Below are 23,408 nucleotides of genomic sequence, written 5' to 3' on the forward strand. Positions count from 1 at the left end.
TTCGTAGGAGCGAGCTTGCTCGCGAACCGCATGGCACCGCGTTTGTTCGCGAGCAAGCTCGCTCCTACGAGAATCGTTGCCAACCGGTGATGCAGGAGCGGACTCCGTCCGCGATTGCCGATCCGTTGCAGCAAACCCCGCGGTGGCACTGAAACCCCGCCGGCGCTCCCCGCCCCCGGCAACTTTCCCCCCAAAGCACGGCCTAAGCTTCCGGCCCGAGCTTTTTCCCCGCAATACAAGCTGTTACCGTGACCGCCTGGAATGCCTGTCGAAAAGCCGGCGGCGCCGGCGCTCCGCCAGGCTTCCCGGGGCCCGCCCCCTTGCACGGGACGGGCCGCAACCAGTACAAACGATGCCAGCCCGAACGGACCTACGAGCAGACCATGCCCAGACTGTCGACCAGCGCCCCTCGCCCCGCACCCGCTCCCACCACCGGAACGGCGGCGGAGCGCCGTCGATGAAGCTGCGCGCCCTCCTCCTGCTCGGCCTGCTCGGCCTGGGCGCCGGCCTGCGGGCCGCGCCGCAACATGCCATCACCCTCTACGACGAGGCGCCGAAATACCCGGCCGACTACCGCCACTTCGACTTCGTCAACCCCGACGCGCCCAAGGGCGGCACCCTGCGGCTCTCCGACACCGGCGGCTTCGACAGCCTCAACCCGTTCATTCCCAAGGGCAACCCGGCCTCGCAGATCAGCCTGGTCTACGACACCCTGACCTTCCATTCCCTGGACGAGCCCTTCACCGAATACGGCCTGCTCGCCGAGAAGATCGAGAAGGACCCCGAGCAGCGCTTCGTGCGCTTCTACCTGCGCCCGCAGGCACGCTTCCAGGACGGCACGCCGGTCACCGCCGAGGACGTGGTGTTCACCTTCCAGACCCTGGTCAAGCAGGGCGACCCGATGTACCGCAACTACTACGCGGACGTCGACAAGGTGGTGGCCGAGGACAAGCTGCGCGTGCGCTTCGACTTCAAGCGCCCGGGCAACCGCGAGCTGCCGCTGATCCTCGGCCAGCTGCAGATCCTGCCCAAGCACTGGTGGGCCAGCCGCGACTTCGCCAAGACCAGCCTGGAGCCGCCGCTGGGCAGCGGCCCCTACCGCGTCGCCAAGGTCGACCCGGGCCGCTCGATCCGCTACGAGCGGGTCAAGGACTACTGGGCCAGGGACCTGCCGGTGAACCGTGGCTTCAACAACTTCGACGCCGTGGTGGTGGATTCCTACCGCGACCTGACCGTGGCCCTGGAGGCCTTCAAGGCCGGGCAGTTCGACTTCAACGAGGAGCGCATCGCGAAGAACTGGGCCACCGCCTACGACTCGCCGGCGGTGCGCGACGGCCGCATCGTCCGCCAGGAATTGCACAACGACAACCCCTGGGGCATGCAGGGCTTCGCCTTCAACATCCGCCGCCCGGTGTTCCAGGACGCGCGGGTGCGCGAGGCCATCAGCCTGCTGTTCGACTTCGAGTGGACCAACAAGCAGCTGTTCTTCGGCTCCTACAAGCGTGACCGCAGCTTCTTCGAGAACTCCGAGATGGCCGCCCACGAACTGCCCGACGCCCAGGAGCTGGCGATCCTCGAACCGCTGCGCGGCCAGTTGCCGCCGCAGGTCTTCGAGCGCGTCTACGAGCCGCCGGTCAGCGACGGCAGCGGCATCATCCGCGAGCAGAAGCGCAAGGCCTACAAGCTGCTGCTGGAGGCCGGCTACAGGATCGTCGACGACCGCATGGTCGGCCCCGACGGCAAGCCGCTGAGCTTCGAATTCATGCTGGTCCAGGCCGACTTCCTGCGCGTGCTGCTGCCCTACAAGCGCAACCTCGCCGAGCTGGGCATCGACATGCAGATCCGCGTGGTGGACATCTCCCAGTACATCAACCGCCTGCGCTCGCGGGACTTCGACATGATGGTCGCCAGCTGGCCGCAGTCCAACTCGCCGGGCAACGAACAGCGCGAGTTCTGGCATTCGGCCAGCGCCGACAACCCCGGCAGCCGCAACTTCATCGGCCTGCGCGACCCGGCCATCGACGCCCTGGTGGACGGCCTGATCAAGGCCGATTCCCGCGAAGCCCTGGTGCGCCACGCCCGCGCCCTGGACCGCGCCCTGCAGTGGGGCCACTACGTGGTGCCCAACTGGTACCTGGACACCTGGCGCCTGGCCTACTGGAACCGCATCGCCCACCCCGCGAAGCTGCCGCCCTACAGCTACGCGCTGATGACCTGGTGGCAGGCCCGCGGCAAGGCCGAGCCGACCCAGGCCGTGACCCAGGCGCCGGAGACCCCCTGATGCTCGCCTACATCCTGCGCCGCCTGCTGCTGATCGTGCCGACGCTGTTCGGCATCCTGCTGATCAACTTCATCATCATCCAGGCCGCCCCCGGCGGGCCGGTGGACCAGATGATCGCCAAGCTCGAAGGCGTCAACGCCGCCGCCGGCGGGGCCACCGGGCGCATCGCCGGCTCCGGTGGCGAACTGGCCTCCTCCGGCGGCTCGCACTACCGCGGCGGCCAGGGCCTGGACCCGGAGCTGGTCAAGGAGATCGAGCGCATGTACGGCTTCGACAAGCCGGCGCCCGAGCGCTTCTGGATCATGCTCAAGAACTACGTGCACCTGGACTTCGGCAGCAGCTTCTTCCGCGACGCCAAGGTCACCGACCTGATCATCGAGAAGCTGCCGGTGTCCATCTCCCTGGGGCTGTGGAGCACCCTGATCATGTACCTGGTGTCCATCCCCCTGGGCATCGCCAAGGCAGTGCGCAGCGGCAGCCAGTTCGACATCTGGACCAGCTCGGCGATCATCATCGGCTACGCCATCCCCGCCTTCCTCTTCGCCATCCTGCTGGTGGTGCTGTTCGCCGGCGGCAGCTACTGGGACTGGTTCCCGTTGCGCGGGCTGACCTCCAACGACTTCGACGAGCTGAGCACCTTCGGCAAGGTCAAGGACTACTTCTGGCACCTGGCCCTGCCGATCACCGCCCTGGTCATCGGCAACTTCGCCACCATCACCCTGCTGACCAAGAACAGCTTCCTCGACGAGATCGGCAAGCAGTACGTGGTCACCGCCCGCGCCAAGGGCCTGACCGAGCGCCAGGTGCTCTACGGCCACGTGTTCCGCAACGCCATGCTGCTGATCATCGCCGGCCTGCCCTCGGCGCTGCTGGGAGTGTTCTTCACCGGCTCGCTGCTGATCGAGGTGATCTTCTCCCTCGACGGCCTGGGCCTGCTCAGCTTCGAGTCGGCGCTCAACCGCGACTACCCGGTGGTGTTCGGCACCCTGTTCATCTTCACGCTGTTCGGCCTGATCATGAAGCTGGTCAGCGACGTCCTCTACACCCTCGTCGATCCGCGCATCGACTTCGAGAACCGGGAGTAAGCGATGCGCCTGTCCCCGATGAACCAGCGCCGCTGGGCGCGCTTCAAGGCCAACAAGCGCGGTTGGTGGTCGCTGTGGCTGTTCCTCGCGCTGTTCGTGCTGAGCCTGGGCGCCGAGCTGATCGCCAACGACAAGCCGCTGGCGGTGCACTACGACGGCCAGTGGTACTTCCCGGTGCTCAAGCGCTACCCGGAAACCGTGTTCGGCGGCGAGTTCCCCCTGGAAGGCAACTACAAGGCGCCCTACATGCGCCAGCAGTTGGCCGAGAAGGACGCCTGGGTGCTCTGGCCGCCGATCACCTACAGCTACGACTCCATCAACTACGACCTGCGCGTGCCGGTGCCCTCGGCGCCGAGCCGGGAGAACCTGCTGGGCACCGACGACCAGGCCCGCGACGTGCTGGCCCGGGTGATCTACGGCTTCCGCGTCTCGGTGCTGTTCGCCCTGGTGCTGACCCTGCTCAGCTCGCTGATCGGCGTGCTGGTGGGCGCCCTGCAGGGCTTCTATGGCGGCTGGGTCGACCTGCTCGGCCAGCGCTTCCTGGAAATCTGGTCGGGCCTGCCGGTGCTCTACCTGCTGATCATCCTCGCCAGCTTCGTGCAGCCGAACTTCTGGTGGCTGCTGGGCATCATGCTGCTGTTCTCCTGGATGAGCCTGGTGGACGTGGTGCGCGCCGAGTTCCTCCGCGGCCGCAACCTGGAGTACGTGCGCGCGGCCCGCGCCCTGGGCATGAAGAACGGCAAGATCATGTTCCGCCACATCCTGCCCAACGCGATGATCTCCACCCTGACCTTCATGCCGTTCATCCTGACCGGCGCCATCGCCACCCTGACCTCCCTGGACTTCCTCGGCTTCGGCCTGCCCGCCGGCTCGCCGTCGCTCGGCGAGCTGGTCGCCCAGGGCAAGTCCAACCTGCAGGCGCCGTGGCTGGGCATCAGCGCCTTCGTGGTGCTGGCGCTGATGCTCAGCCTGCTGGTGTTCATCGGCGAGGCCGCCCGCGATGCCTTCGACCCGAGGAAGTGAGATGAGCCACGACAACCTGGTCGAAGTCCGCGACCTTTCCGTCGACTTCGCCTGCGGCGAGGAATGCGTCCATGCCGTGGACAAGGTCAGCTTCGACATCCGCCGCGGCGAGACCCTCGCCCTGGTCGGCGAAAGCGGCTCGGGCAAGTCGGTGACCGCCAACTCCATCCTGCGCCTGCTGCCCTACCCCACCGCCAGCCACCCCAGCGGCAGCGTGCGCTACGCCGGGCTGGACCTGCTCAAGGCGCCGGAACGCAAGCTGCGCGGCATCCGCGGCAACCGCATCGCCATGGTCTTCCAGGAGCCCATGACCTCGCTCAACCCGCTGCACACCGTGGAGAAGCAGATCGGCGAGGTGCTCACCCTGCACAAGGGCCTGCAGGGCCAGGCGGCGCGCACGCGCATCATCGAGCTGCTCGACCTGGTCGGCATCCCCGACCCGGCCACGCGCCTGAAGGCCTATCCCCACGAGCTTTCCGGCGGCCAGCGGCAGCGGGTGATGATCGCCATGGCCCTGGCCAACGAGCCGGAGCTGCTGATCGCCGACGAGCCGACCACGGCGCTGGACGTCACCGTGCAGCTGAAGATCCTCGACCTGCTGGGCGAGCTGCAGGCGCGCCTGGGCATGGCGCTGCTGCTGATCACCCACGACCTCAACCTGGTGCGGCGCATCGCCCACCGCGTCTGCGTGATGCAGCAGGGCAGGATCGTCGAGCAGGCCGACTGCGAACAATTGTTCGAGGCCCCGCAGCACCCCTACACCCGCGAGCTGCTCGGCGCCGAGCCCAGCGGCGCGCCGGCGGCCAACCCGCCGGGCGCGGAGCTGCTGAGCGTGCAGGACCTGCGCGTGTGGTTCCCGATCAAGAAAGGCGTGTTCCGCCGCACCGTGGACCACATCAAGGCGGTGGATGGCATCGACTTCAGCCTGCCGCGCGGGCACACCCTGGGCATCGTCGGCGAAAGCGGCTCGGGCAAGTCCACCCTGGGCCTGGCCATCCTGCGGCTGATCGACAGCCGCGGCGCCATCCGCTTCGAGGGCAACGCCCTGGACACCCTGAACCAGGCCGAGGTGCGCCCGCTGCGCCGCGAGATGCAGGTGGTCTTCCAGGACCCGTACGGCAGCCTCAGCCCGCGCCTGTCGGTGGGCCAGATCGTCGGCGAGGGCCTGGAGATCCACGGCATCTGCGACGAGAAGGAACAGGAGCAGCGGATCATCGACGCGCTGCTGGAAGTCGGCCTGGACCCGGAGACGCGCCACCGCTACCCCCACGAATTCTCCGGCGGCCAGCGCCAGCGCATCGCCATCGCCCGCGCCCTGGTGCTCAAGCCGGCGCTGATCCTGCTGGACGAGCCGACCTCGGCGCTGGACCGCTCGGTGCAGCGCCAGGTGGTCGACCTGCTGCGCCAGCTGCAGGCCAAGTACAACCTCAGCTACCTGTTCATCAGCCACGACCTGGCGGTGGTCAAGGCGCTCAGCCACCAGCTGATGGTCATCCGCCAGGGCAAGGTGGTGGAACAGGGCCCGGCCGAGGCGATCTTCGCCGCGCCGAGCCACCCCTACACCCAACAGCTGCTGGAAGCCGCGTTCATGGTCCCGGCGGCCACCAGCCAGGCATGACCCGCACGGGAGGCGGAGCACCATGGGCTTTCTCACCGGCAAGCGCGCACTGATCGTCGGCGTCGCCAGCAAACTCTCCATCGCCTCGGGCATCGCCGCGGCGATGCACCGCGAAGGCGCCGAGCTGGCCTTCACCTACCAGAACGACAAGCTCAGGGGCCGCGTCGAGGAATTCGCCGCCGGCTGGGGCTCCGGCCCCGGGCTGTGCTTCCCCTGCGACGTGGCCAGCGACGCCGACATCGAGGCGGTGTTCCGCGAGCTGGGCAGGCACTGGGACGGCCTGGACATCATCGTCCACTCGGTGGGCTTCGCCCCGGGTGACCAGCTCGACGGCGACTTCACCGCCGTCACCAGCCGCGACGGCTTCCGCATCGCCCACGACATCAGCGCCTACAGCTTCGTGGCCCTGGCCAAGGCCGGCCGCGGGATGATGCGGGGCCGCCACGGCGCCCTGCTCACCCTCTCCTACCTGGGCGCCGAGCGCACCCTGCCCAACTACAACGTGATGGGCATGGCCAAGGCCAGCCTGGAGGCCGGCGTGCGCTACCTGGCCGCCAGCCTCGGCCCGGAAGGCACGCGGGTCAACGCGGTATCCGCCGGGCCGATCCGCACCCTGGCGGCCTCCGGCATCAGGAGCTTCCGCCGCATGCTCGCCGCCAGCGAACGGCAGACGCCGCTGCGGCGCAACGTGACCATCGAGGAAGTCGGCAACGCCGCGGCCTTCCTCTGCTCCGACCTGGCCAGCGGCATCAGCGGCGAAATCCTCTACGTCGACGGCGGCTTCAACACCACGGCGATGGGGCCGCTGGAAGAGGACTGAGCAGGCGGCGGGAATGCCACGCCTCACAGCAAACCGTAGGAGCGGGCCCTGCCCGCGATTCGCGCGCAGGGCGCGCTCCTACATGGCAACCACATGGCGTCGAGCTATCGCGGACAAAGTCCGCTCCTACGGGAAATACCGAGCCTCCGGCCTCCGTAGGGCGCATAACGCCTATGGCGTTATCCGCCGTCGAACTTCAGGCATGCCTCGCAGCAAACTGTAGGAGCGGATCTTATCCGCGAATCGCGCGCAGGGCGCGCTCCTACAGGGACCTCGTGGCTGCCCCCAACCACCGCACAAGGAAAAACGCCGCACCCGGTCACCCGACTGCGGCGTTTTCATCGGATCGCGGCGCGTGGCGCGCGGATCAATCCTCGCGGTAGCGGCGCAGGCGCAGGGCCTTGCCGGCGACGCGGGTGTCCTTGAGCTTGCCCAGCAGGCGCTCCAGGCCGTCTTCCGGCAGCTCGATCAGGCTGAAGGTCTCGCGGATCTGGATGCGGCCGATGGCCTCGCGGGACAGGCCGCCCTCGTTGAGGATGGCACCCAGCAGGTTCTTCGCCGCCACGCCGTCGCGCGCGCCCAGGGCGGTGCGGCAGCGGGCCTTGCCTTCGGCCGGGGCGGCCATCGGGCGGCGCTCGCCGGAGCGTTCGCCACGATCGCTGCGCTCACCGCGCTCGCTACGTTCGTAACGGTCGCTGCGCTCGCGCGGGGCGGCCGGGGTCAGCGGCTGCTCGCGGCGCACCGACTCCAGGTCCAGGGCCTTGCCTTCGGTGAGCTTGGCCAGCAGCACCGCGGCGAGGGTCTCGACGTCGGTGCCCAGGCGGCGGCACAGCTCGTCGCGCACGGCGCCACGGTTGGCGACCGCGGTTTCCAGCAGCGGCTGCAGGCTGGAGGCCAGGCGCGCCAGGCGCGCTTCCAGCACGGTGTCGGCGTCGGGCAGGCGCACTTCGCCGACCTTCTGCCCGGTGACGCGCTCGATCACCTGCAGCATGCGCCGCTCGCGCGGGGTCACCAGCAGCAGCGCGCGGCCTTCGCGGCCGGCGCGGCCGGTACGGCCGATGCGGTGCACGTAGGACTCGGGGTCGTACGGCATGTCGATGTTCAGCACGTGGGTGATGCGCGACACGTCCAGGCCACGGGCGGCCACGTCGGTGGCGATGACGATGTCCAGCGAGCCGTCTTTCAGCGACTCGATGACGCGCTCGCGCTGGGCCTGCGGCATGTCGCCGTTGAGCGCGGCGGCGCGGTAGCCCTGGCGCTCGAGCAGCTCGGCGATGTCCAGGGTGGCCTGCTTGGTACGCACGAAGCCGATCAGCGCGTCGAACTGCTCGACTTCCAGCAGGCGCAGGATGGAGGCGGGCTTCTGGTCGGCATGGACCATCAGGTGCGCCTGCTCGATGCGCGCCACGGTCTGGGTCTTGGCGGCGATGCGGACGTGCTTGGGTTCCTTCAGGTGGCGCTCGGCGATGCTGCGGATCGAGGCCGGCAGGGTCGCGGAGAACAGCACGGTCTGGCGGCTGGCCGGCATGGCCTCGAAGATCACTTCCAGGTCGTCCATGAAGCCGAGCTTGAGCATCTCGTCGGCCTCGTCCAGCACCAGGCGCTCGACGGTGGCCAGCAGGTTCTCGTCGCGGCGCAGGTGGTCGCACAGGCGGCCGGGGGTGGCCACCAGGACCTGGGCGCCCTGGCGCAGGGCCTTGAGCTGCGGGCCCATGGGCGCGCCACCGTAGACGGCTACCACGCCGACGCCGGGCATCTGCTTGGAGTAGGTTTCGCAGGCGGTGGCCACCTGCAGGGCCAGTTCGCGGGTCGGCACCAGGATCAGCACCTGGGGCTCGCGGCGGGCCGGCTCGATCTGCGACAGCAGCGGCAGGGCGAAGGCGGCGGTCTTGCCGGTGCCGGTCTGGGCCTGGCCGATCATGTCGTGGCCTTCGAGGATCACCGGGATCGACTGGGCCTGGATGGGCGAAGGCTCTTCGTAGCCGACCGCGGCGATGGCCGCCAGAATATTGGGATGAATGCCGAGCGCGGCGAAGCCGCCGGTTTCCTGGGTCATGGGTTTTGCCTCTAAATACATCCGCAAAGACCCAATGGCCGAGCTGCGCATGCCCTGTACGACAGTAGAAGTCACCCAGGCAGCTGGAAGCGGGGATTTGCGAACTGAACTGTTGGAAGAATACGTCAAGGAAGTCCGCGGAAGCGGACGCACAGCCAGAGCGTGCAGGCTCTGAAAGATGCGGTCCCGAACGGGGCCGTAACAGGCCGGCGCGCATCATACCGGAAAAACGCCGTCGATGTGTGGCTTTTCCGCCGCCGCTGGCCGAACGGTCAAGACTTGCACAATCGGCCACCCGCCGTCTATACCGAGCAGGGCCCACCTGCCAGGAGCACGCGCCGTGAACCCTACCAGCGAACCCCGCGTCACCGTCACGCGTCGTGGTCATCTCCTGCTGCTGGGCCTGAACCGGCCGGAAAAGCGCAACGCCTTCGACCAGCGCATGCTCGACGAGCTGATGCTGGCCCTGGGCGGGTACGAACGCGACGACGACCTGCGCTGCGCGCTGATCGTCGCCCACGGCGAGCACTTCAGCGCCGGCCTCGACCTGGCCGACGTCAGCCGGCGCCTGCACGACGGCTGGCAACTGCCGGCCGGCGCGGTCGACCCCTGGGGCACCCTCGGCGGGCCGCGGCTGAGCAAGCCGCTGCTGGTCGCCGTGCAGGGCTACTGCTACACCATCGGCATCGAACTGATGCTGGCGGCGGACATCTGCCTGTGCGCCAGCAACGCCCGCTTCGCCCAGATGGAGGTGCGCCGCGGCCTGCTGCCGCTGGGCGGCGCCACCCTGCGCCTGCCGCAGGTCGCCGGCTGGGGCAACGCCATGCGCTGGCTGCTCAGCGGCGACGAGTTCGACGCCCACGAGGCCTGCCGCCTGGGCCTGGTCCAGGAAATCCACCCGCCCGAGGAGCTGCTGCCCGAGGCCCTGAAGCTGGCCGCGCGCATCGCCCGCCGCGCCCCGCTGGCCGTGCGCGCCACCCTGGCCTCGGCGCGCCGCGCCCAGGAACAGGGCCCGGCGGAGGCCATCCGCGAGCTGCCGCAACAGCTCAAGGCCCTGCTCGCCAGCGAGGACGCCCGGGAAGGCCTGCAGTCGCTGCTGGAAAAGCGCGAAGGCCACTTCTCCGGCAACTAGCCGTGGCGCCCCCGTCACGCCACTTCGCGACGCCGTCCGGGCACGCCTTCGAAACGCCCCGGGAAAGCGCTATATCGAAAGTATTAGATTGCAATCAAAAGGCCAGCAATTCTGCTGAAATTTCATTCGAATCAACGGGATGCCTATAACAAACGACTATATACAAGATGCAATTTCGCCCCCTCCCGCAAGTACTGAAACTGTGCCGGCAATCAGTGGAAGTACTCTTGCCGACGGCGGACCGAGGCTTCTCCTGAACACCAGAGCCCTTCAGGGAGGAGCCCCAGATGTCTGGTCCCATTCGTGTATTCGCGTTGTCTCTCCTGGTCGTTGCCATGTCGCTGCAGGGTTGCAGCAGCAAGGGCGGCCATCACAGCAGTGTCGCCAGTTCCGGAAGCGGCTCCGACCAGGGCGCCGGCAACGGCGGCTCGGGTAGCGGCGGCGACGGCAACGGTTCCGGCGGTACCGGCAGCGGTGGCGACGGCGGCACCGGCGGTAATGGTGGAACCGGCGGCAACAACGGTGGCAACAACGGTGGCGACGGCGGTAACAACGGCGGAAGCACCGGCGGCACCAACCCCAGCACCACCAGCACCATCCTCAGCAACACCGGCGAAGCGGTCAGCTCGCTGGGCGACACCGTCAACGGCGTCGGCAGCGTGGTCAAGGGCGTGGGCCTGCCGGTGGTCGGCAGCGGCGTGACCGAAGGCGCCGGCAACGTCATCCAGGACGTCGGCCAGGGCGTGAACAGCCTGGGCAGCGGCATCACCAACGGCGTCGGCCAGCTCGGCAGCAACCCCAACGCCCTGGGCACCACGGTGGCCGGCGCCACCGGCACGGTGAGCAGCGTCGGCAATGCGGTCAGCGACCTGGGCGGCACCGTCGCCGCGGTAGGCGCCAACACTCCGCTGAAACCGGTGACCACTGCCCTGGGCGGCGTGGTCGACGGCGTCGGCGGGCAGATCAGCATGCTCGGCGACTCCCTCAGCGGCGCCGTCACCACCGGCCCGCTCAGCCCGCTGACCAAGCAGCTCAGCGGCACTACCGCGGGCCTGGTCGGCCAGGTCGAGGGCGTGACCCAGCAGGTCGGCGCGGCCACCGGCCTGGGCGCCCCGGTGAACAACCTGGTGACCACGGTCGGCGGCCTGGTGGGCCAGGTCGGCACCCAGCTCGGCAGTACCACGCCGGTCCTCGCGCCGGTCGGCAGCGTCGTGACCAACGTCGGCGAGGCCGTGAGCGCGACGGGTGGGCTGGTCAACGCACCGGCCGGCAGCAGCGCCAGCAACCCGATCGGCGGGCTGCTCTCCGGCGTCACCGGCGTACTGGGCGGTGCCACCGGCGGCAGCAACCCGGTCGGCGGGCTGCTCTCCGGCGTCACCGGCACCCTGGGCGGCGCCACCGGTAGCAGCAACCCGGTCGGCGGCCTGCTCTCCGGCCTCACCGGCACCCTGGGCGGCGCCACCGGCAGCAGCAACCCGGTTGGCGGCCTGCTTTCCGGCGTCACCGGCACCCTGGGCGGCGCCACCGGCGGCAGCAACCCGGTCGGCGGCCTGCTCTCCGGCGTCACCGGCACCCTGGGCGGCGTCACCAGTGGCCTCACCAGCGGAGTCGCGACAGGCGTCGGCAGCAACGGCCTGGCCAGCAACAACGGCCTGCTCGGCGGCACCCTGGGCACCGTGGGTGGCCTGCTCGGCGGCGTGACCGGCAGCCTGGGCGGCAAGTCCGGAAACTGACGGCAAGCCCGCCAAAGCGAACGGCGAAGGGTCGGCAACGGCCCTTCGCCCTTTCATTTAACGGCTTCAGGGAGAAGCCATGCGCAAGCTAGCCGTAGTAACGCTGTTGTTAGCCAGCCCCCTAGCCTGGGCCGACCGCCCGATCCAACTGCCCGGCTCCGACATCGAACAGGGCCTGCCCAGGCCCAACCTGCCCGGCGGCGACGTGCGCCCGCAAGCGCCGCGGGTCAGCACCCCGGCGGCCGCGCAGCCGCAGCAACTGCTCGAACGGCGCATCCGCCTGCGGCGCATCGAGGTCGCCGGCGGCGGCCACTACCCGATCGCCACCTGGAAGCCCCTGCTGGAACCGCTGACCCGTCGCGACATCAGGATCGGCGAGCTGGTGGCGGCGGCCAAGGCCATCACCCGGCGCTACCAGGACGACGGCTTCGTCATTTCCTTCGCCTACGTACCCAACCAGGACTTCAATGGCGGCGTCGGGCGCATCATGCTGATCGAGGGCCACCTGAGCGAGGTGCGCAGCGCCGGCGACCTCGGCGTGCACCAGGCCCGCGTGGCGCGCTGGATCGAGCGCCTGAAGGCGGAGCGGCCGCTGACCCGCGCCAGCTTCGAGCGCTTCAGCGTACTGATGAGCCGGGTGCCCGGCCTGCAGATGAACATGGTCCTCAACCCGCCGACCACCACCGACGGCGGCGCCGTGCTGGAGATGCTCGGCAAGCACGAGGTCGTCACCACCGGCGCCGACTTCGACTCGCGCCACGGCAACCCGCGCGGGCTGTTCAACGCCACGCTGGCCTCGCTGCTGGGCCGGGGCGAGCAGCTGCAGTTCAGCTACCTCTACCCGCCCGGCGACGACAAGGAGTACTACCGCGCCTGGAACTACAGCCAGTTGCTGGGCGACAACGGCCTGCAGCTGATGGCCGGCTACAGCCACTACAACGCCAGCCTCGAGGACCGCGTGGTGATCGGCCCGCTGCAATACGCGCGCAAGCGCGAGAACGAACGGCTCAGCGCCGGCCTGGGCATCCCCGTGCTGCTGCGCCGCGACCTGACCTGGGACGTCAACCTGCGCGCCTACACGGTGGACGACAGCAGCCGCTACGACCTGGTGGCGCCGGCTACCCCCTATAGCGTGAAGCTGCGCAACAAATTGCGCGTGGTGGGCGTCGACACCCTGGTCCAGCAGTTCGGCGAGAAGCAGGTGCGCGCCGGCAGCCTGGCCCTCTACAAGGGCCTGAACGCCTTCGACGCGCAGAGCACGGCGCCGGCGCGCAAGGACTTCACCCGCGTGCTCGGCTTCGGCGCCCAGCAGAACCAGTTCGGCGAGCGGGTGCAGGGCGTGGCCAACGCCAGCTTCCAGTGGGCCCACGACAGCCTGCCGGACTCCGAGCAGGTCACCTACGGCGGCGCCAACTTCGGCCGCGGCTACCCGGACGACCAGGCCACCGGCGACAAGGGCTGGGGCGCCTCCTACGAGGTGAACTACGCCTTCCTCTGGCAAAACCGCTGGATGAACCAGTTGCAGCCCTATCTGGTGGTGGACGGCGCGCGCACCTGGTACAACGCCGACGGCCAGCCCGGCGCCAGGCTCGGCTCCGGCGCCGTCGGGGTGCGCTTCTCCAACCGCAAGCAGTACGTGCTGGGGGTGGAAGTGGCCAAGCCGTTCGCCGACCGCGCCATCGACAACGACGAGCGCAGCCCGCGGCTCAACCTGACGCTCAGCTACCAGATCCCCTGAGCCGGCGCCCCGCCGCTACTGCGCGGGGCGCAGCGCGTCGATGTAGGTACCCAGGTCGTAGCCCAGGTCGCCCTGCAGGGCCTTGGCGCGTTTCTTCAGCCCGCGCGGTTCGAGGCTCTGCTCGATGTCGGCGGGAACGAAGACGATCACGTTGCCTTCCGGCACCGGGCATTCCAGGTAGTGGCGGTGGAAGCGCCCGCGCAGCAGGGCCGCGCCCAGGGGCCGGCCGTCGTCGGTGCTCCACTGGTTGATGATCAGCCAGCCGCCGGGGCGCAGCTTGTCGCGGCAGGCGCCGAGGAAGTCCCAGCCCAGGTGCGCCGGGGCGGGGCCGGTGTCGGTGTAGAGGTCGAGGAAGATCAGGTCGGCCGGCTCGCAGTCGCCCAGTTCCTCCACCGCGTCGCCGATGCGCAGCCGCAGGCGCGGCTCGTCCACCAGGCCCAGGTGCTCGCGGGCCAGGCGCGGGATCGCCGGGCGCAGCTCGACGGCCTCCGCCTCGTCCAGCGCCAGGTGCTTCAGGCAGGCCTGGGTCAGGCTGCCGGCGCCGAAGCCGAGGAACAGCGCGCGGCGCGGCGCGGGGTGGCACAGCGCGCCCAGCAGCATGGCGCGGGAATAGTCGTACTCCAGCCAGGCCGGGTCGCCGATGCGCACGCAGCTCTGCTCCACCTCCTCGCCGAACTCCAGGTAGCGGTAGCCGCCCTGCTCCACCACGCGGATCACCCCGTAGGCATCGCGCTCCTCGGCTATCAGCAGGTCCTCGCTCATGCCCGGCGCCCCCGGCCATGGCCACGGGCGCTGGCGCTGGGCCGGCGATACGGACGGGGATTCGAAGTCGGGCTCTGGTACACGCGGGGTTCTCCGCAGGGCAAGGACGGCGACGGCCGCGGGCTCATGGAAAGCGAAGGATACCAGCCCGGCCCCGCTGAAGGAGGCCCCGCCCGGTGTTACCATGGGCCGATACCCGCCATTGCCCCGCGAGCCCCCGATGAGCCAGACCTGGAGCCCCGACAGCTGGAGAAGCCGCCCCATCCAGCAGCAACCCGCCTACCCCGACGCCGCGCGCCTGCAGCAGGTCGAGCAGACCCTGGCCAGCTACCCGCCGCTGGTGTTCGCCGGCGAGGCCCGCGAGTTGCGCCGGCAGTTCGCCGAGGTCACCGCCGGGCGCGCCTTCCTGCTGCAGGGCGGCGACTGCGCCGAGAGCTTCGCCGAGTTCTCCGCGGCGAAGATCCGCGACACCTTCAAGGTGCTGCTGCAGATGGCGGTGGTCATGACCTTCGCCGCCGGCTGCCCGGTGGTGAAGGTCGGGCGCATGGCCGGGCAGTTCGCCAAGCCGCGCTCCTCCGGCGAGGAAACCGTGGGCGAGATGACCCTGCCGGCCTACCGCGGCGACATCGTCAACGGCATCGGCTTCGACGAGGCCAACCGCGTGCCGGACCCGCAGCGCCTGCTGCAGGCCTACCACCAGTCCACCGCCACCCTCAACCTGCTGCGCGCCTTCGCCCAGGGCGGCTTCGCCGACCTGCACGAGGTGCACCAGTGGAACCTCGACTTCATCGCCAACTCGGCCCTGGCGGAGAAGTACAGCCAGCTCGCCGGGCGCATCGACGAAACCCTCGCCTTCATGCGCGCCTGCGGCCTGGACGGCGCGCCGCAGCTGCGCGAGGTGAGCTTCTTCACCGCCCACGAGGCGCTGCTGCTGAACTACGAGGAAGCCTTCATCCGCCGCGACAGCCTCACCGGCGGCTGGTACGACTGCTCGGCGCACATGCTCTGGATCGGCGACCGCACCCGCCAGCTGGACGGCGCCCACGTCGAGCTGCTGCGCGGGGTGGGCAACCCCATCGGCGTGAAGGTCGGGCCGAGCATGGGCGACGAGGAACTGCTGCGCCTGATCGACATCCTCAACCCGGACAACGACCCCGGCCGCCTCAACCTGATCGTGCGCATGGGCGCCGACAAGGTCGGCGACGGCCTGCCGCGGCTGCTCCGTACCGTGCAGCGCGAAGGCCGCCAGGTGCTGTGGAGCTGCGACCCGATGCACGGCAACACCATCAAGGCCTCCAGCGGCTACAAGACCCGCGACTTCGCGCGCATCCTCGCCGAGGTGCGGCAGTTCTTCGAGGTGCACAGGGCCGAGGGCACCCACCCCGGCGGCATCCACATCGAGATGACCGGGCAGAACGTCACCGAGTGCATCGGCGGTGCGCGGCCGATCACCGAGGCCGGGCTCAGCGACCGCTACCACACCCACTGCGACCCGCGGCTCAACGCCGACCAGTCGCTGGAGCTGGCCTTCCTCATCGCCGAGACGCTGAAGCAGGCGCGGCGCTGAAACCGACGAACGGCGGGGCTGGGCTCAGACGCGCAGGTCCATGCCCTCGCTGAGGAAGCGCGGGGCTATGTAGCGGTCGTAGTGGGCCTCGGAAAGCAGGAAGAACTCGCGGTCGATGGCGTCGCGCAGCTCCGGCAGCGGCCGCTCGCGGAACTCCGGCAGCAGGGCCACGCCGTAGGCCTCGATGCTCTGGATCAGCCGCGAGCCGCGGGCGATCAGCTGGTAGGCCCAGCAGTACGGCGACTGCTCGGGGACGAAGCGGATCTGCCGCTGCTCCAGCTGGGCGCGCAGGCGCGGCGCATCGAACACCTCGAGCTTGGCCACCATCACCTGCACCAGCAGCACCTCCAGGCGCTTCCACACCGCGCGCTTCTCCTCCTCGCCGTACAGGTTCCAGTTCACCACCTCGTGGTGGAAGCGCTTGCAACCGCGGCACACGAGGTCGCCGTAGACGGTGGAGCAAAGGCCGACACAGGGGGTCTTGATGCGCTGGGAGGACATGGCGGAACGGCTTCGGGACAACGGGGGACGGGCGTCATCTTAGCCCTTTGTCTAGGCAAGATCACCTTTCGCATCGGCGCGATGGCGCTTACTTTCAGCAATGAATTCCAGTAGAATCGGCCCGCCTTTCACAAGGCGCAATGCCCGTTCGAAGCTGTTTTCAAAGCGTCACGAAGCACAGATTCCGGCAGCCGCGCGGTCTGGGCGCCCCCCTCAAGCGCCCAGTCCCTCACGTCCCAGGCCCTCCGGCGTAAAACTTTGAAAACAGCTTCTGTCTGGAGGCTGCCGGTGCCGTCGTAGGTCCGTGGATTACCGTCCACCATGCCTGACGAATGGATCGGCGAGGTCTCCTGGATACGCGTCCCACGGGACCACTGATGAGGGAAATACTGTGCTTGAAGCCTACCGCAAACACGTAGAAGAGCGTGCCGCCCAGGGTGTCGTGCCCCAGCCGCTGAACGCCGAACAGACCGCTGGTCTGGTCGAACTCCTGAAGAACCCGCCGGCCGGCGAAGAAGAATTCCTCCTCGACCTGATCACCAACCGCGTCCCGCCGGGCGTGGACGAGGCCGCCTACGTCAAGGCCGGCTTCCTCTCCGCCGTCGCCAAGGGCGAAGCCACTTCCCCGCTGATCAGCAAGGCCCGCGCCGTCGAGCTGCTGGGCACCATGCAGGGCGGCTACAACATCGCCACCCTGGTGGAACTGCTGGACAGCGCCGAGCTGGCCGAGGTCGCCGCCGCCCAGCTGAAGCACACCCTGCTGATGTTCGACGCCTTCCACGACGTCTCCGAGCGCGCCAAGAAGGGCAACGCCGCGGCCAAGGCCGTGATGCAGTCCTGGGCCGACGGCGAGTGGTTCCAGGCCCGCCCGGCGGTCGCCGAGAAGATCACCCTGACCGTGTTCAAGGTGCCCGGCGAAACCAACACCGACGACCTGTCCCCGGCGCCCGACGCCTGGTCGCGTCCGGACATCCCGCTGCACGCCCTGGCCATGCTGAAGATGGCCCGCGACGGCATCGAGCCGGTACAGCCCGGCGCCATCGGCCCGCTGAAGCAGATCGAAGCGGTCAAGGCCAAGGGCTTCCCGGTCGCCTACGTCGGTGACGTGGTCGGCACCGGTTCCTCCCGCAAGTCCGCCACCAACTCGGTGCTGTGGTTCTTCGGCGACGACATCCCCTACGTGCCGAACAAGCGCGCAGGCGGTTTCTGCTTCGGCACCAAGATCGCCCCGATCTTCTACAACACCATGGAAGACGCCGGCGCCCTGCCGATCGAGTTCGACTGCACCAACCTGGCCATGGGCGACGTCATCGACGTGTACCCGTACGAAGGCAAGGTCGTGCGCCATGACAGCGGCGAAGTGGTCACCACCTTCGAGCTGAAGACCCCCGTGCTGCTGGACGAAGTCCGCGCCGGCGGCCGTATCCCGCTGATCGTCGGCCGTGGCCTGACCGAGAAGGCCCGCGCCGAACTGGGCCTGGCCCCGTCCACCCTGTTCAAGAAGCCCGAAGCCCCCGCCGACAGCGGCAAGGGCTACACCCTGGCGCAGAAGATGGTCGGTCGCGCCTGCGGCCTGCCGGAAGGCAAGGGCGTGCGTCCGGGCACCTACTGCGAACCGAAGATGACCACCGTCGGTTCCCAGGACACCACCGGCCCGATGACCCGCGACGAGCTGAAGGACCTGGCCTGCCTGGGCTTCTCCGCCGACCTGGTGATGCAGTCCTTCTGCCACACCGCGGCCTACCCCAAGCCCATCGACGTCAAGACCCACCACACCCTGCCCGACTTCATCATGACCCGTGGCGGCGTATCCCTGCGTCCGGGCGACGGCATCATCCACAGCTGGCTGAACCGCATGCTGCTGCCCGACACCGTCGGCACCGGCGGCGACTCGCACACCCGCTTCCCGATCGGCATCAGCTTCCCGGCCGGTTCCGGCCTGGTAGCCTTCGCCGCTGCCACCGGCGTGATGCCGCTGGACATGCCCGAATCGGTACTGGTGCGCTTCAAGGGCAAGCTGCAACCGGGCATCACCCTGCGTGACCTGGTCCATGCCATCCCCTACTACGCCATCCAGGCCGGCCTGCTGACCGTCGAGAAGAAAGGCAAGAAGAACATCTTCTCCGGCCGCATCCTCGAGATCGAAGGCCTGAACGACCTGACCGTCGAGCAAGCCTTCGAGCTGTCCGACGCCTCGGCCGAACGTTCCGCCGCCGGTTGCACCATCAAGCTGCCGGAAGAGGCCATCGCCGAATACCTGAAGTCCAACATCACCCTGCTGCGCTGGATGATCGGCGAAGGCTACGGCGACGCCCGCACCCTGGAGCGCCGCGCCAAGGCGATGGAAGCCTGGCTGGCCAACCCGCAACTGCTGGAAGCCGACAAGGACGCCGAATACGCCGCGGTCATCGAGATCGACCTGGCCGACGTCAAGGAGCCGGTACTCTGCGCCCCGAACGACCCGGACGACGCCCGCCTGCTGTCCAGCGTGCAAGGCCGCAAGATCGACGAGGTGTTCATCGGTTCGTGCATGACCAACATCGGTCACTTCCGCGCCGCCGGCAAGCTGCTGGACAAGGTCAAGGGTGGCATTCCGACCCGTCTGTGGCTGGCCCCGCCGACCAAGATGGACGCCCACCAGTTGACCGAGGAAGGCTACTACGGCATCTACGGCAAGGCCGGTGCGCGCATGGAAATGCCGGGCTGCTCGCTGTGCATGGGTAACCAGGCTCGCGTACAGACCGGTTCCACCGTGGTCTCGACCTCGACCCGTAACTTCCCGAACCGCCTGGGCGATTCCACCGACGTGTTCCTGGCGTCGGCGGAGCTGGCGGCCGTGGCTTCGATCATCGGCAAGCTGCCGACCGTCGAGGAGTACATGGCCTACGCGAAGGACATCGACAGCATGTCTGCCGATATCTACCGCTACCTGAGCTTCGACCAGATCGCCGAGTTCAAGGAAGCCGCTGCGAACGCCAAGATTCCGGTCGTTCAAGCCTAAGCCTTTCGGCGTGAGGAAAGCCCTGGCCTGTGCGGTGGGGCTTTGAAGAGAATGCCGTTTCTTCCCCTGGGGAGAAACGGCATTTTCGTTTGGGATGGGGTATGGCTTTGCTTGCGGGGCTTGGTTCCGCGCTCCGATCTCCCCCTCGTCATTCCCGCGAACGCCGGAACCCAAAAAAGACGTTGGGTTTGGGTGTACCGCGCCGCTCCGAGTGTTCGGATGTCTCTTGTTTCGCCCCCTCGGGCGAGTCCCTTTTGTCAGTCGCCACAAAAGGAACCAAAAAGGCTTGCCCCGACATACGGGCCCGATGGAGCCGGGCTACCCTCGCGAACTCCCCCGCCACGGAGGCCCGCCCCGACAGCACGTCCCTGTGCTGATCGGGGCTCTAGCGACATCCATGTCGCATGACCTCCTGAGCGCCGGTTTCGCTCGGCCTTCTGAAGGGGCGTTCCGGTGCGCTCGGTGGTTTCTCTGGAAACCCGTAGGGCGCATAACGCCTACGGCGTTATCCGCCGTTTGCGTCGTGTATCGGCCAACGGCGGATAACCGCGAACGGTTATTCGCCCTACGAATTTGCCGGCTGACGCTGCGTTATCCGTGCACGCCGAACGGCTCCCTCTCCCTTCAGGGAGAGGGCTGGGGAGAGGGGACGGACCTCGCTCACGCACCTCTGCCAACCCTGACGCCGCCCCCTCCCTAACCCTCCCCCGCAAGCGGGAGAGGGGACCGTTCGGCGTGAAGCGGAACCACGAAGCTCCCGGGCTCCCCGTAGGGCGCATAACGCCTACGGCGTTATCCGCCGAATCGCGGACAAGGTCCGCTCCTACGGTTCCAGGAAGCACGGGCGTAGGAGGACTCCGTCCGCGATTGGACTCACCGCCCACGCCGGACGTCCCGGTGGCACGAATTCCCCTTGCACCCCGGCGCCACCCGCTGCACCCTGTGCAACCAGCGAAGCACCGACCTGCACCATGACCGACACGCCCGATCCCACCCGTTGCCCCCTCTGCGGCCAGCGCAATGCCTGCAGCCAGGCCGACCCGGACGCCGACGGCACGCTCTGCTGGTGCTTCCAGACGCGCATCGACCCCGCCGCCCTGGCCCGCGTCCCGCCGGAGCAGCTCGACCGCGCCTGCCTCTGCCCGCGCTGCGCGCAGGGTCTGCCGCCCGCCGACGAGCCCGCCTGATGCGCCTGGACCGCCTGCTCGCCAACCTGCCCCGCTTCAGCCGCCAGGATGCGCGCCTGCTGCTGGCCGCCGGGCGCCTGAAGGTGGACGGCGCGGTGGTCCGCGACGGCCGCCACGAAGTGCGCGAGTTCAGCCGCGTGGAACTGGACGACGAGGTGCTGCAGGCCGGCCGCCCGGCGCGCTACTTCATGCTGCACAAGCCCGCCGGCTGCGTCAGCGCCACCCGCGACGCCGAGCACCGCACCGTGCTCGACCTGCTGGACGAGCCGGACAAGCACGAGCTGCACATCGGCGGGCGGCTGGACTACAACAGCACCGGCCTGCTGCTGATCACCAACGACGGCCAGTGGTCGCGGCGCATGACCCTGCCCGGGCGCAAGCTGCCCAAGGTCTACTACGTCGAGACCGAGCAGCCGATCGAGGCGCACTACGCCGAGGTCTTCGCCCGCGGCCTGTACTTCCGCTACGAGGACCTCACCACCCTCCCCGCGCAGCTGGAGATCCTCGCCCCGCGGGCGGCGCGCCTGACCCTCCACGAAGGCCGCTACCACCAGGTCAAGCGCATGTTCGGGCACTTCCAGAACAAGGTCACCCGCCTGCACCGCGAGCGCATGGGCGGCCTGGCCCTGGACGCGCAGCTGGCGCCGGGCCAGTACCGCGCCCTGAGCGCCGCCGAGCTGGCCGCGCTGGACTGAGAGACTGCCGTCCGGCATCGCGAATTGCAGGGGCGGCACGGCCCCGACTAAGCTGCGAGGACGCCCGCGCATCGAAGGAATACGATGAAGACACTGTCTTTCGCCCTGCTGCTGTTCAGCCTGGTCGCCCTGCCCGCCGTGGCCACTTCCAGCCACAGCTCGCCGCTCAACGACCTGCAGGCGGCGCTGAAGAAGCTCAAGCCCGGGCAGTTCCTCTGGTACCCGGAGATCTCCCCGCAGGGCCCGGTCACGGTAGTGGTCAGCCTCACCGAGCAGCGCGCCTACGTGTACCGCAACGGCATCGCCATCGGCCTGGCCACGGTCAGCACCGGCAAGCGCGGCAAGGAAACCCCCACCGGCGTGTTCACCATCCTGCAGAAGAAGGTGGAGTACCACTCCGACCTGTACGACAGCGCGCCCATGCCCTACATGCAGCGCCTGACCTGGGACGGCATCGCCCTGCACGCCGGCAACCTGCCCGGCTACCCGGCCTCCCACGGCTGCATCCGCCTGCCCATGGCCTTCGCCAAGAAGCTCTACGAGGTCACCGGCTTCAGCAACACCACGGTGATCATCTCCGACGCCAAGAGCTCGCCGGTGGAGGTCTACCACCCCGGCCTGCTCGCCCCGCAGGTGACCGAAGGCAAGCCCAGCGGCCCGGCCAGCCCGGCGGTGGAGCCCTACTGGAGCGACCCGGGCGAAGCCGCCGGGCCGATCTCGGTGCTGATCAGCCGCGCCGACCGCCGCGCCTACGTGTACCGCGGCGGCACCCAGATCGGCAGCGCCCCGGTGGCCCTCGACAACCCCGGCGCGCGCACGGGCGTGGCGGCCTTCTCGCTGCTGGAACGGCCCACCCCGGAACAGCTCGCCAGCGCCTCGCCGAACCTGCGCTGGAGCGCCGTGCAGGTGAGCAACCCGCAGGCCGGCCTGACGCCCGCGGAACAGCTCGGCCAGTTCAGCATGGACGCGCACTTCCTGCGCTCGCTGCTGCTGGCCATGGACGTCGGCAGCACCCTGGTCATCACCGACCTGCCGTCCAGCCGCGAGACGCGCAGCAACCCGGACTTCACGGTGATCACCACCAACGACCGACAGGCGGTACCGGCATCGATCAAAAAATAGGCGAGAATCCCCTCAATTTCGCGCACTTGCATGCGCAATCGAAAACAGACCTTAGGAAGTGACAAAGGGGGAACGGCGCCATGCCGTCCATATCCACCGTCTGGGGGAAACTCCGGCCGCTGCTCGCCGTGGGCGCGCTCTACGCGCTCGGCAGCAGCCTTGCCCAAGCGGCGCTGCCCAGCGCCGAGGAACTCCACCGCCTGGCTCCGGCCACCAACCTGCAGGCCCTGCGCCTGGCGCTCAGCGCCTACCAGTGCGCCAACGCCGCGCAACTGGGCGGGCGTGACGAACTGCTGACCGTCATCGACTACTCCAAGGCCTCGCGCGACAAGCGCCTGTGGGTGTTCGACCTCAAGCGGCGCAAGCTGCTGTTCGAGGAGTGGGTGGCCCACGGCAAGAACAGCGGCGACGACCTCGCCACCTCCTTCTCCAACCGCCCCAACAGCTACCAGTCGTCCATCGGCCTGTACCAGACCGGCCAGACCTACAGCGGCAAGCACGGCCGCTCGCTGCGCCTGCTGGGCCTGGAGCCGGGCTTCAACGACAACAGCGAAGAGCGCGCCATCGTCATGCACGCGGCCGCCTACGCCGACCCCAGGGTGGTCCCCGGCCTCGGCCGCCTGGGCCGCAGCCAGGGCTGCCCGGCGGTGCGCCCGCAGGTGGCGCAGAAGCTGATCGACACCCTGCAGAAAGGCAGCTACGTGTTCGCCTACTACCCGCAGCAGGAATGGCTGAACAACTCGCAGTTCCTCGCCGGTGCCAGCTGCAGCCTGGCCAAGGCGCAGAACCTGGGGCGCAGCGCGACCCTGGCCAAGCGCTGAGCCCGCAACGCGCCGAAACGCTCTTGGTATCTTCGTAGGAGCGAGCTTGCTCGCGAACCGCAAGGCACCGCGTTTGTTCGCGAGCAAGCTCGCTCCTACGAGAAGCCGTGCCTACCTGCCCCTGGGCAATAGCTGGTGCGGTTCGCGGATGAGATCCGCTCCTACGCTGCCCCACCCGCGCCATTCCCCTGTAGGAGCGCGCCCTGCGCGCGATTTCGCGGGCAGGGCCCGCTCCTACAGGTTGCCGGGAAACACGGTATTCCTCC

Annotated in this window: 16 protein-coding genes and 1 pseudogene; 14 read left to right on the plus strand and 3 right to left on the minus strand. The window is 68.8% G+C overall.

Annotated elements, in window-relative coordinates:
* The first annotated feature begins 457 nt into the window (after positions 1 to 457).
* Genes VV867_RS24165 through fabI form a run of 5 tightly spaced genes read left to right on the plus strand, consistent with a single transcriptional unit; the run spans position 458 to position 6,827 of the window.
* Entirely contained in the window at positions 458 to 2,281 is a 1,824-nt protein-coding gene (locus VV867_RS24165; protein WP_328567763.1) for an extracellular solute-binding protein, read from the plus strand.
* Positions 2,281 to 3,366, plus strand: a complete 1,086-nt coding sequence (locus VV867_RS24170; protein WP_328567764.1) for a microcin C ABC transporter permease YejB — start codon at positions 2,281 to 2,283, stop codon at positions 3,364 to 3,366. Before VV867_RS24165 ends, VV867_RS24170 begins: the two co-directional genes overlap by 1 nt.
* 3 nt (positions 3,367 to 3,369) lie before the next feature.
* Complete coding sequence (locus VV867_RS24175) at positions 3,370 to 4,389, plus strand: ABC transporter permease (RefSeq protein ID WP_109935487.1); 1,020 nt, start codon at positions 3,370 to 3,372, stop codon at positions 4,387 to 4,389.
* A 1-nt stretch (position 4,390) separates the two neighbouring features.
* The gene (locus VV867_RS24180; RefSeq protein WP_275627030.1) at positions 4,391 to 6,007 is read left to right on the plus strand and encodes an ABC transporter ATP-binding protein; all 1,617 of its coding nucleotides are present in this window, start codon (positions 4,391 to 4,393) and stop codon (positions 6,005 to 6,007) included.
* A gap of 22 nt (positions 6,008 to 6,029) precedes the next feature.
* Positions 6,030 to 6,827, plus strand: a complete 798-nt coding sequence (fabI, locus tag VV867_RS24185; protein WP_275627031.1) for an enoyl-ACP reductase FabI — start codon at positions 6,030 to 6,032, stop codon at positions 6,825 to 6,827.
* Positions 6,828 to 7,194: 367 nt separating this feature from the next.
* Here the strand turns inward: fabI and VV867_RS24190 are convergent.
* Positions 7,195 to 8,918, minus strand: a pseudogene (locus VV867_RS24190) (DEAD/DEAH box helicase).
* A 305-nt stretch (positions 8,919 to 9,223) separates the two neighbouring features.
* Here VV867_RS24190 and VV867_RS24195 point away from each other — a divergent pair.
* The 3 genes from VV867_RS24195 to VV867_RS24205 all read left to right on the plus strand — a co-directional run bounded on the left by VV867_RS24195 (position 9,224) and on the right by VV867_RS24205 (position 13,486).
* Positions 9,224 to 10,015 carry a crotonase/enoyl-CoA hydratase family protein gene (locus VV867_RS24195; protein WP_109935490.1) on the plus strand — a complete coding sequence of 264 codons (792 nt, stop codon included), beginning with the start codon at positions 9,224 to 9,226 and terminating at the stop codon, positions 10,013 to 10,015.
* A 287-nt stretch (positions 10,016 to 10,302) separates the two neighbouring features.
* Positions 10,303 to 11,748: a collagen-like triple helix repeat-containing protein gene (locus VV867_RS24200; protein ID WP_109935491.1), complete on the plus strand. Its 1,446-nt coding sequence runs from the start codon at positions 10,303 to 10,305 to the stop codon at positions 11,746 to 11,748.
* Positions 11,749 to 11,827: 79 nt separating this feature from the next.
* On the plus strand, positions 11,828 to 13,486 hold the full coding sequence (locus VV867_RS24205) for a ShlB/FhaC/HecB family hemolysin secretion/activation protein (protein WP_275627033.1): 1,659 nt from the start codon (positions 11,828 to 11,830) through the stop codon (positions 13,484 to 13,486).
* Between the two features lie 15 nt (positions 13,487 to 13,501).
* Here VV867_RS24205 and VV867_RS24210 read toward each other — a convergent pair whose 3' ends face one another.
* Complete coding sequence (locus tag VV867_RS24210; protein ID WP_109935493.1) at positions 13,502 to 14,248, minus strand: spermidine synthase; 747 nt, start codon at positions 14,246 to 14,248, stop codon at positions 13,502 to 13,504.
* Between the two features lie 220 nt (positions 14,249 to 14,468).
* Here VV867_RS24210 and VV867_RS24215 point away from each other — a divergent pair, with 220 nt between their 5' ends.
* A complete protein-coding gene (locus VV867_RS24215) occupies positions 14,469 to 15,815 on the plus strand; it encodes a class II 3-deoxy-7-phosphoheptulonate synthase (RefSeq protein ID WP_089392035.1) in 1,347 nt (448 codons plus the stop codon).
* A gap of 24 nt (positions 15,816 to 15,839) precedes the next feature.
* On the opposite strand, the gene VV867_RS24220 is transcribed toward VV867_RS24215, so the two are convergent.
* Positions 15,840 to 16,316 carry a DUF1289 domain-containing protein gene (locus VV867_RS24220; RefSeq protein WP_089392036.1) on the minus strand — a complete coding sequence of 159 codons (477 nt, stop codon included), beginning with the start codon at positions 16,314 to 16,316 and terminating at the stop codon, positions 15,840 to 15,842.
* A gap of 391 nt (positions 16,317 to 16,707) precedes the next feature.
* Between VV867_RS24220 and acnB the strand changes: the two genes are divergently transcribed.
* The 5 genes from acnB to VV867_RS24245 all read left to right on the plus strand — a co-directional run bounded on the left by acnB (position 16,708) and on the right by VV867_RS24245 (position 23,142).
* The gene (gene acnB / locus VV867_RS24225; protein ID WP_328567765.1) at positions 16,708 to 19,317 is read left to right on the plus strand and encodes a bifunctional aconitate hydratase 2/2-methylisocitrate dehydratase; all 2,610 of its coding nucleotides are present in this window, start codon (positions 16,708 to 16,710) and stop codon (positions 19,315 to 19,317) included.
* A 971-nt stretch (positions 19,318 to 20,288) separates the two neighbouring features.
* On the plus strand, positions 20,289 to 20,504 hold the full coding sequence (locus VV867_RS24230; RefSeq protein ID WP_275627036.1) for a cysteine-rich CWC family protein: 216 nt from the start codon (positions 20,289 to 20,291) through the stop codon (positions 20,502 to 20,504).
* Positions 20,504 to 21,199, plus strand: a complete 696-nt coding sequence (locus VV867_RS24235) for a pseudouridine synthase (RefSeq protein ID WP_109933568.1) — start codon at positions 20,504 to 20,506, stop codon at positions 21,197 to 21,199. Before VV867_RS24230 ends, VV867_RS24235 begins: the two co-directional genes overlap by 1 nt.
* A gap of 84 nt (positions 21,200 to 21,283) precedes the next feature.
* Positions 21,284 to 22,321, plus strand: a complete 1,038-nt coding sequence (locus tag VV867_RS24240; RefSeq protein WP_109933569.1) for a L,D-transpeptidase — start codon at positions 21,284 to 21,286, stop codon at positions 22,319 to 22,321.
* Between the two features lie 80 nt (positions 22,322 to 22,401).
* A complete protein-coding gene (locus VV867_RS24245; protein WP_109933570.1) occupies positions 22,402 to 23,142 on the plus strand; it encodes a murein L,D-transpeptidase catalytic domain family protein in 741 nt (246 codons plus the stop codon).
* Positions 23,143 to 23,408: the final 266 nt, after the last annotated feature.

The sequence above is a fragment of the Pseudomonas sp. JH-2 genome, from assembly GCF_036231725.1.
Classification (GTDB): domain Bacteria; phylum Pseudomonadota; class Gammaproteobacteria; order Pseudomonadales; family Pseudomonadaceae; genus Pseudomonas; species Pseudomonas delhiensis.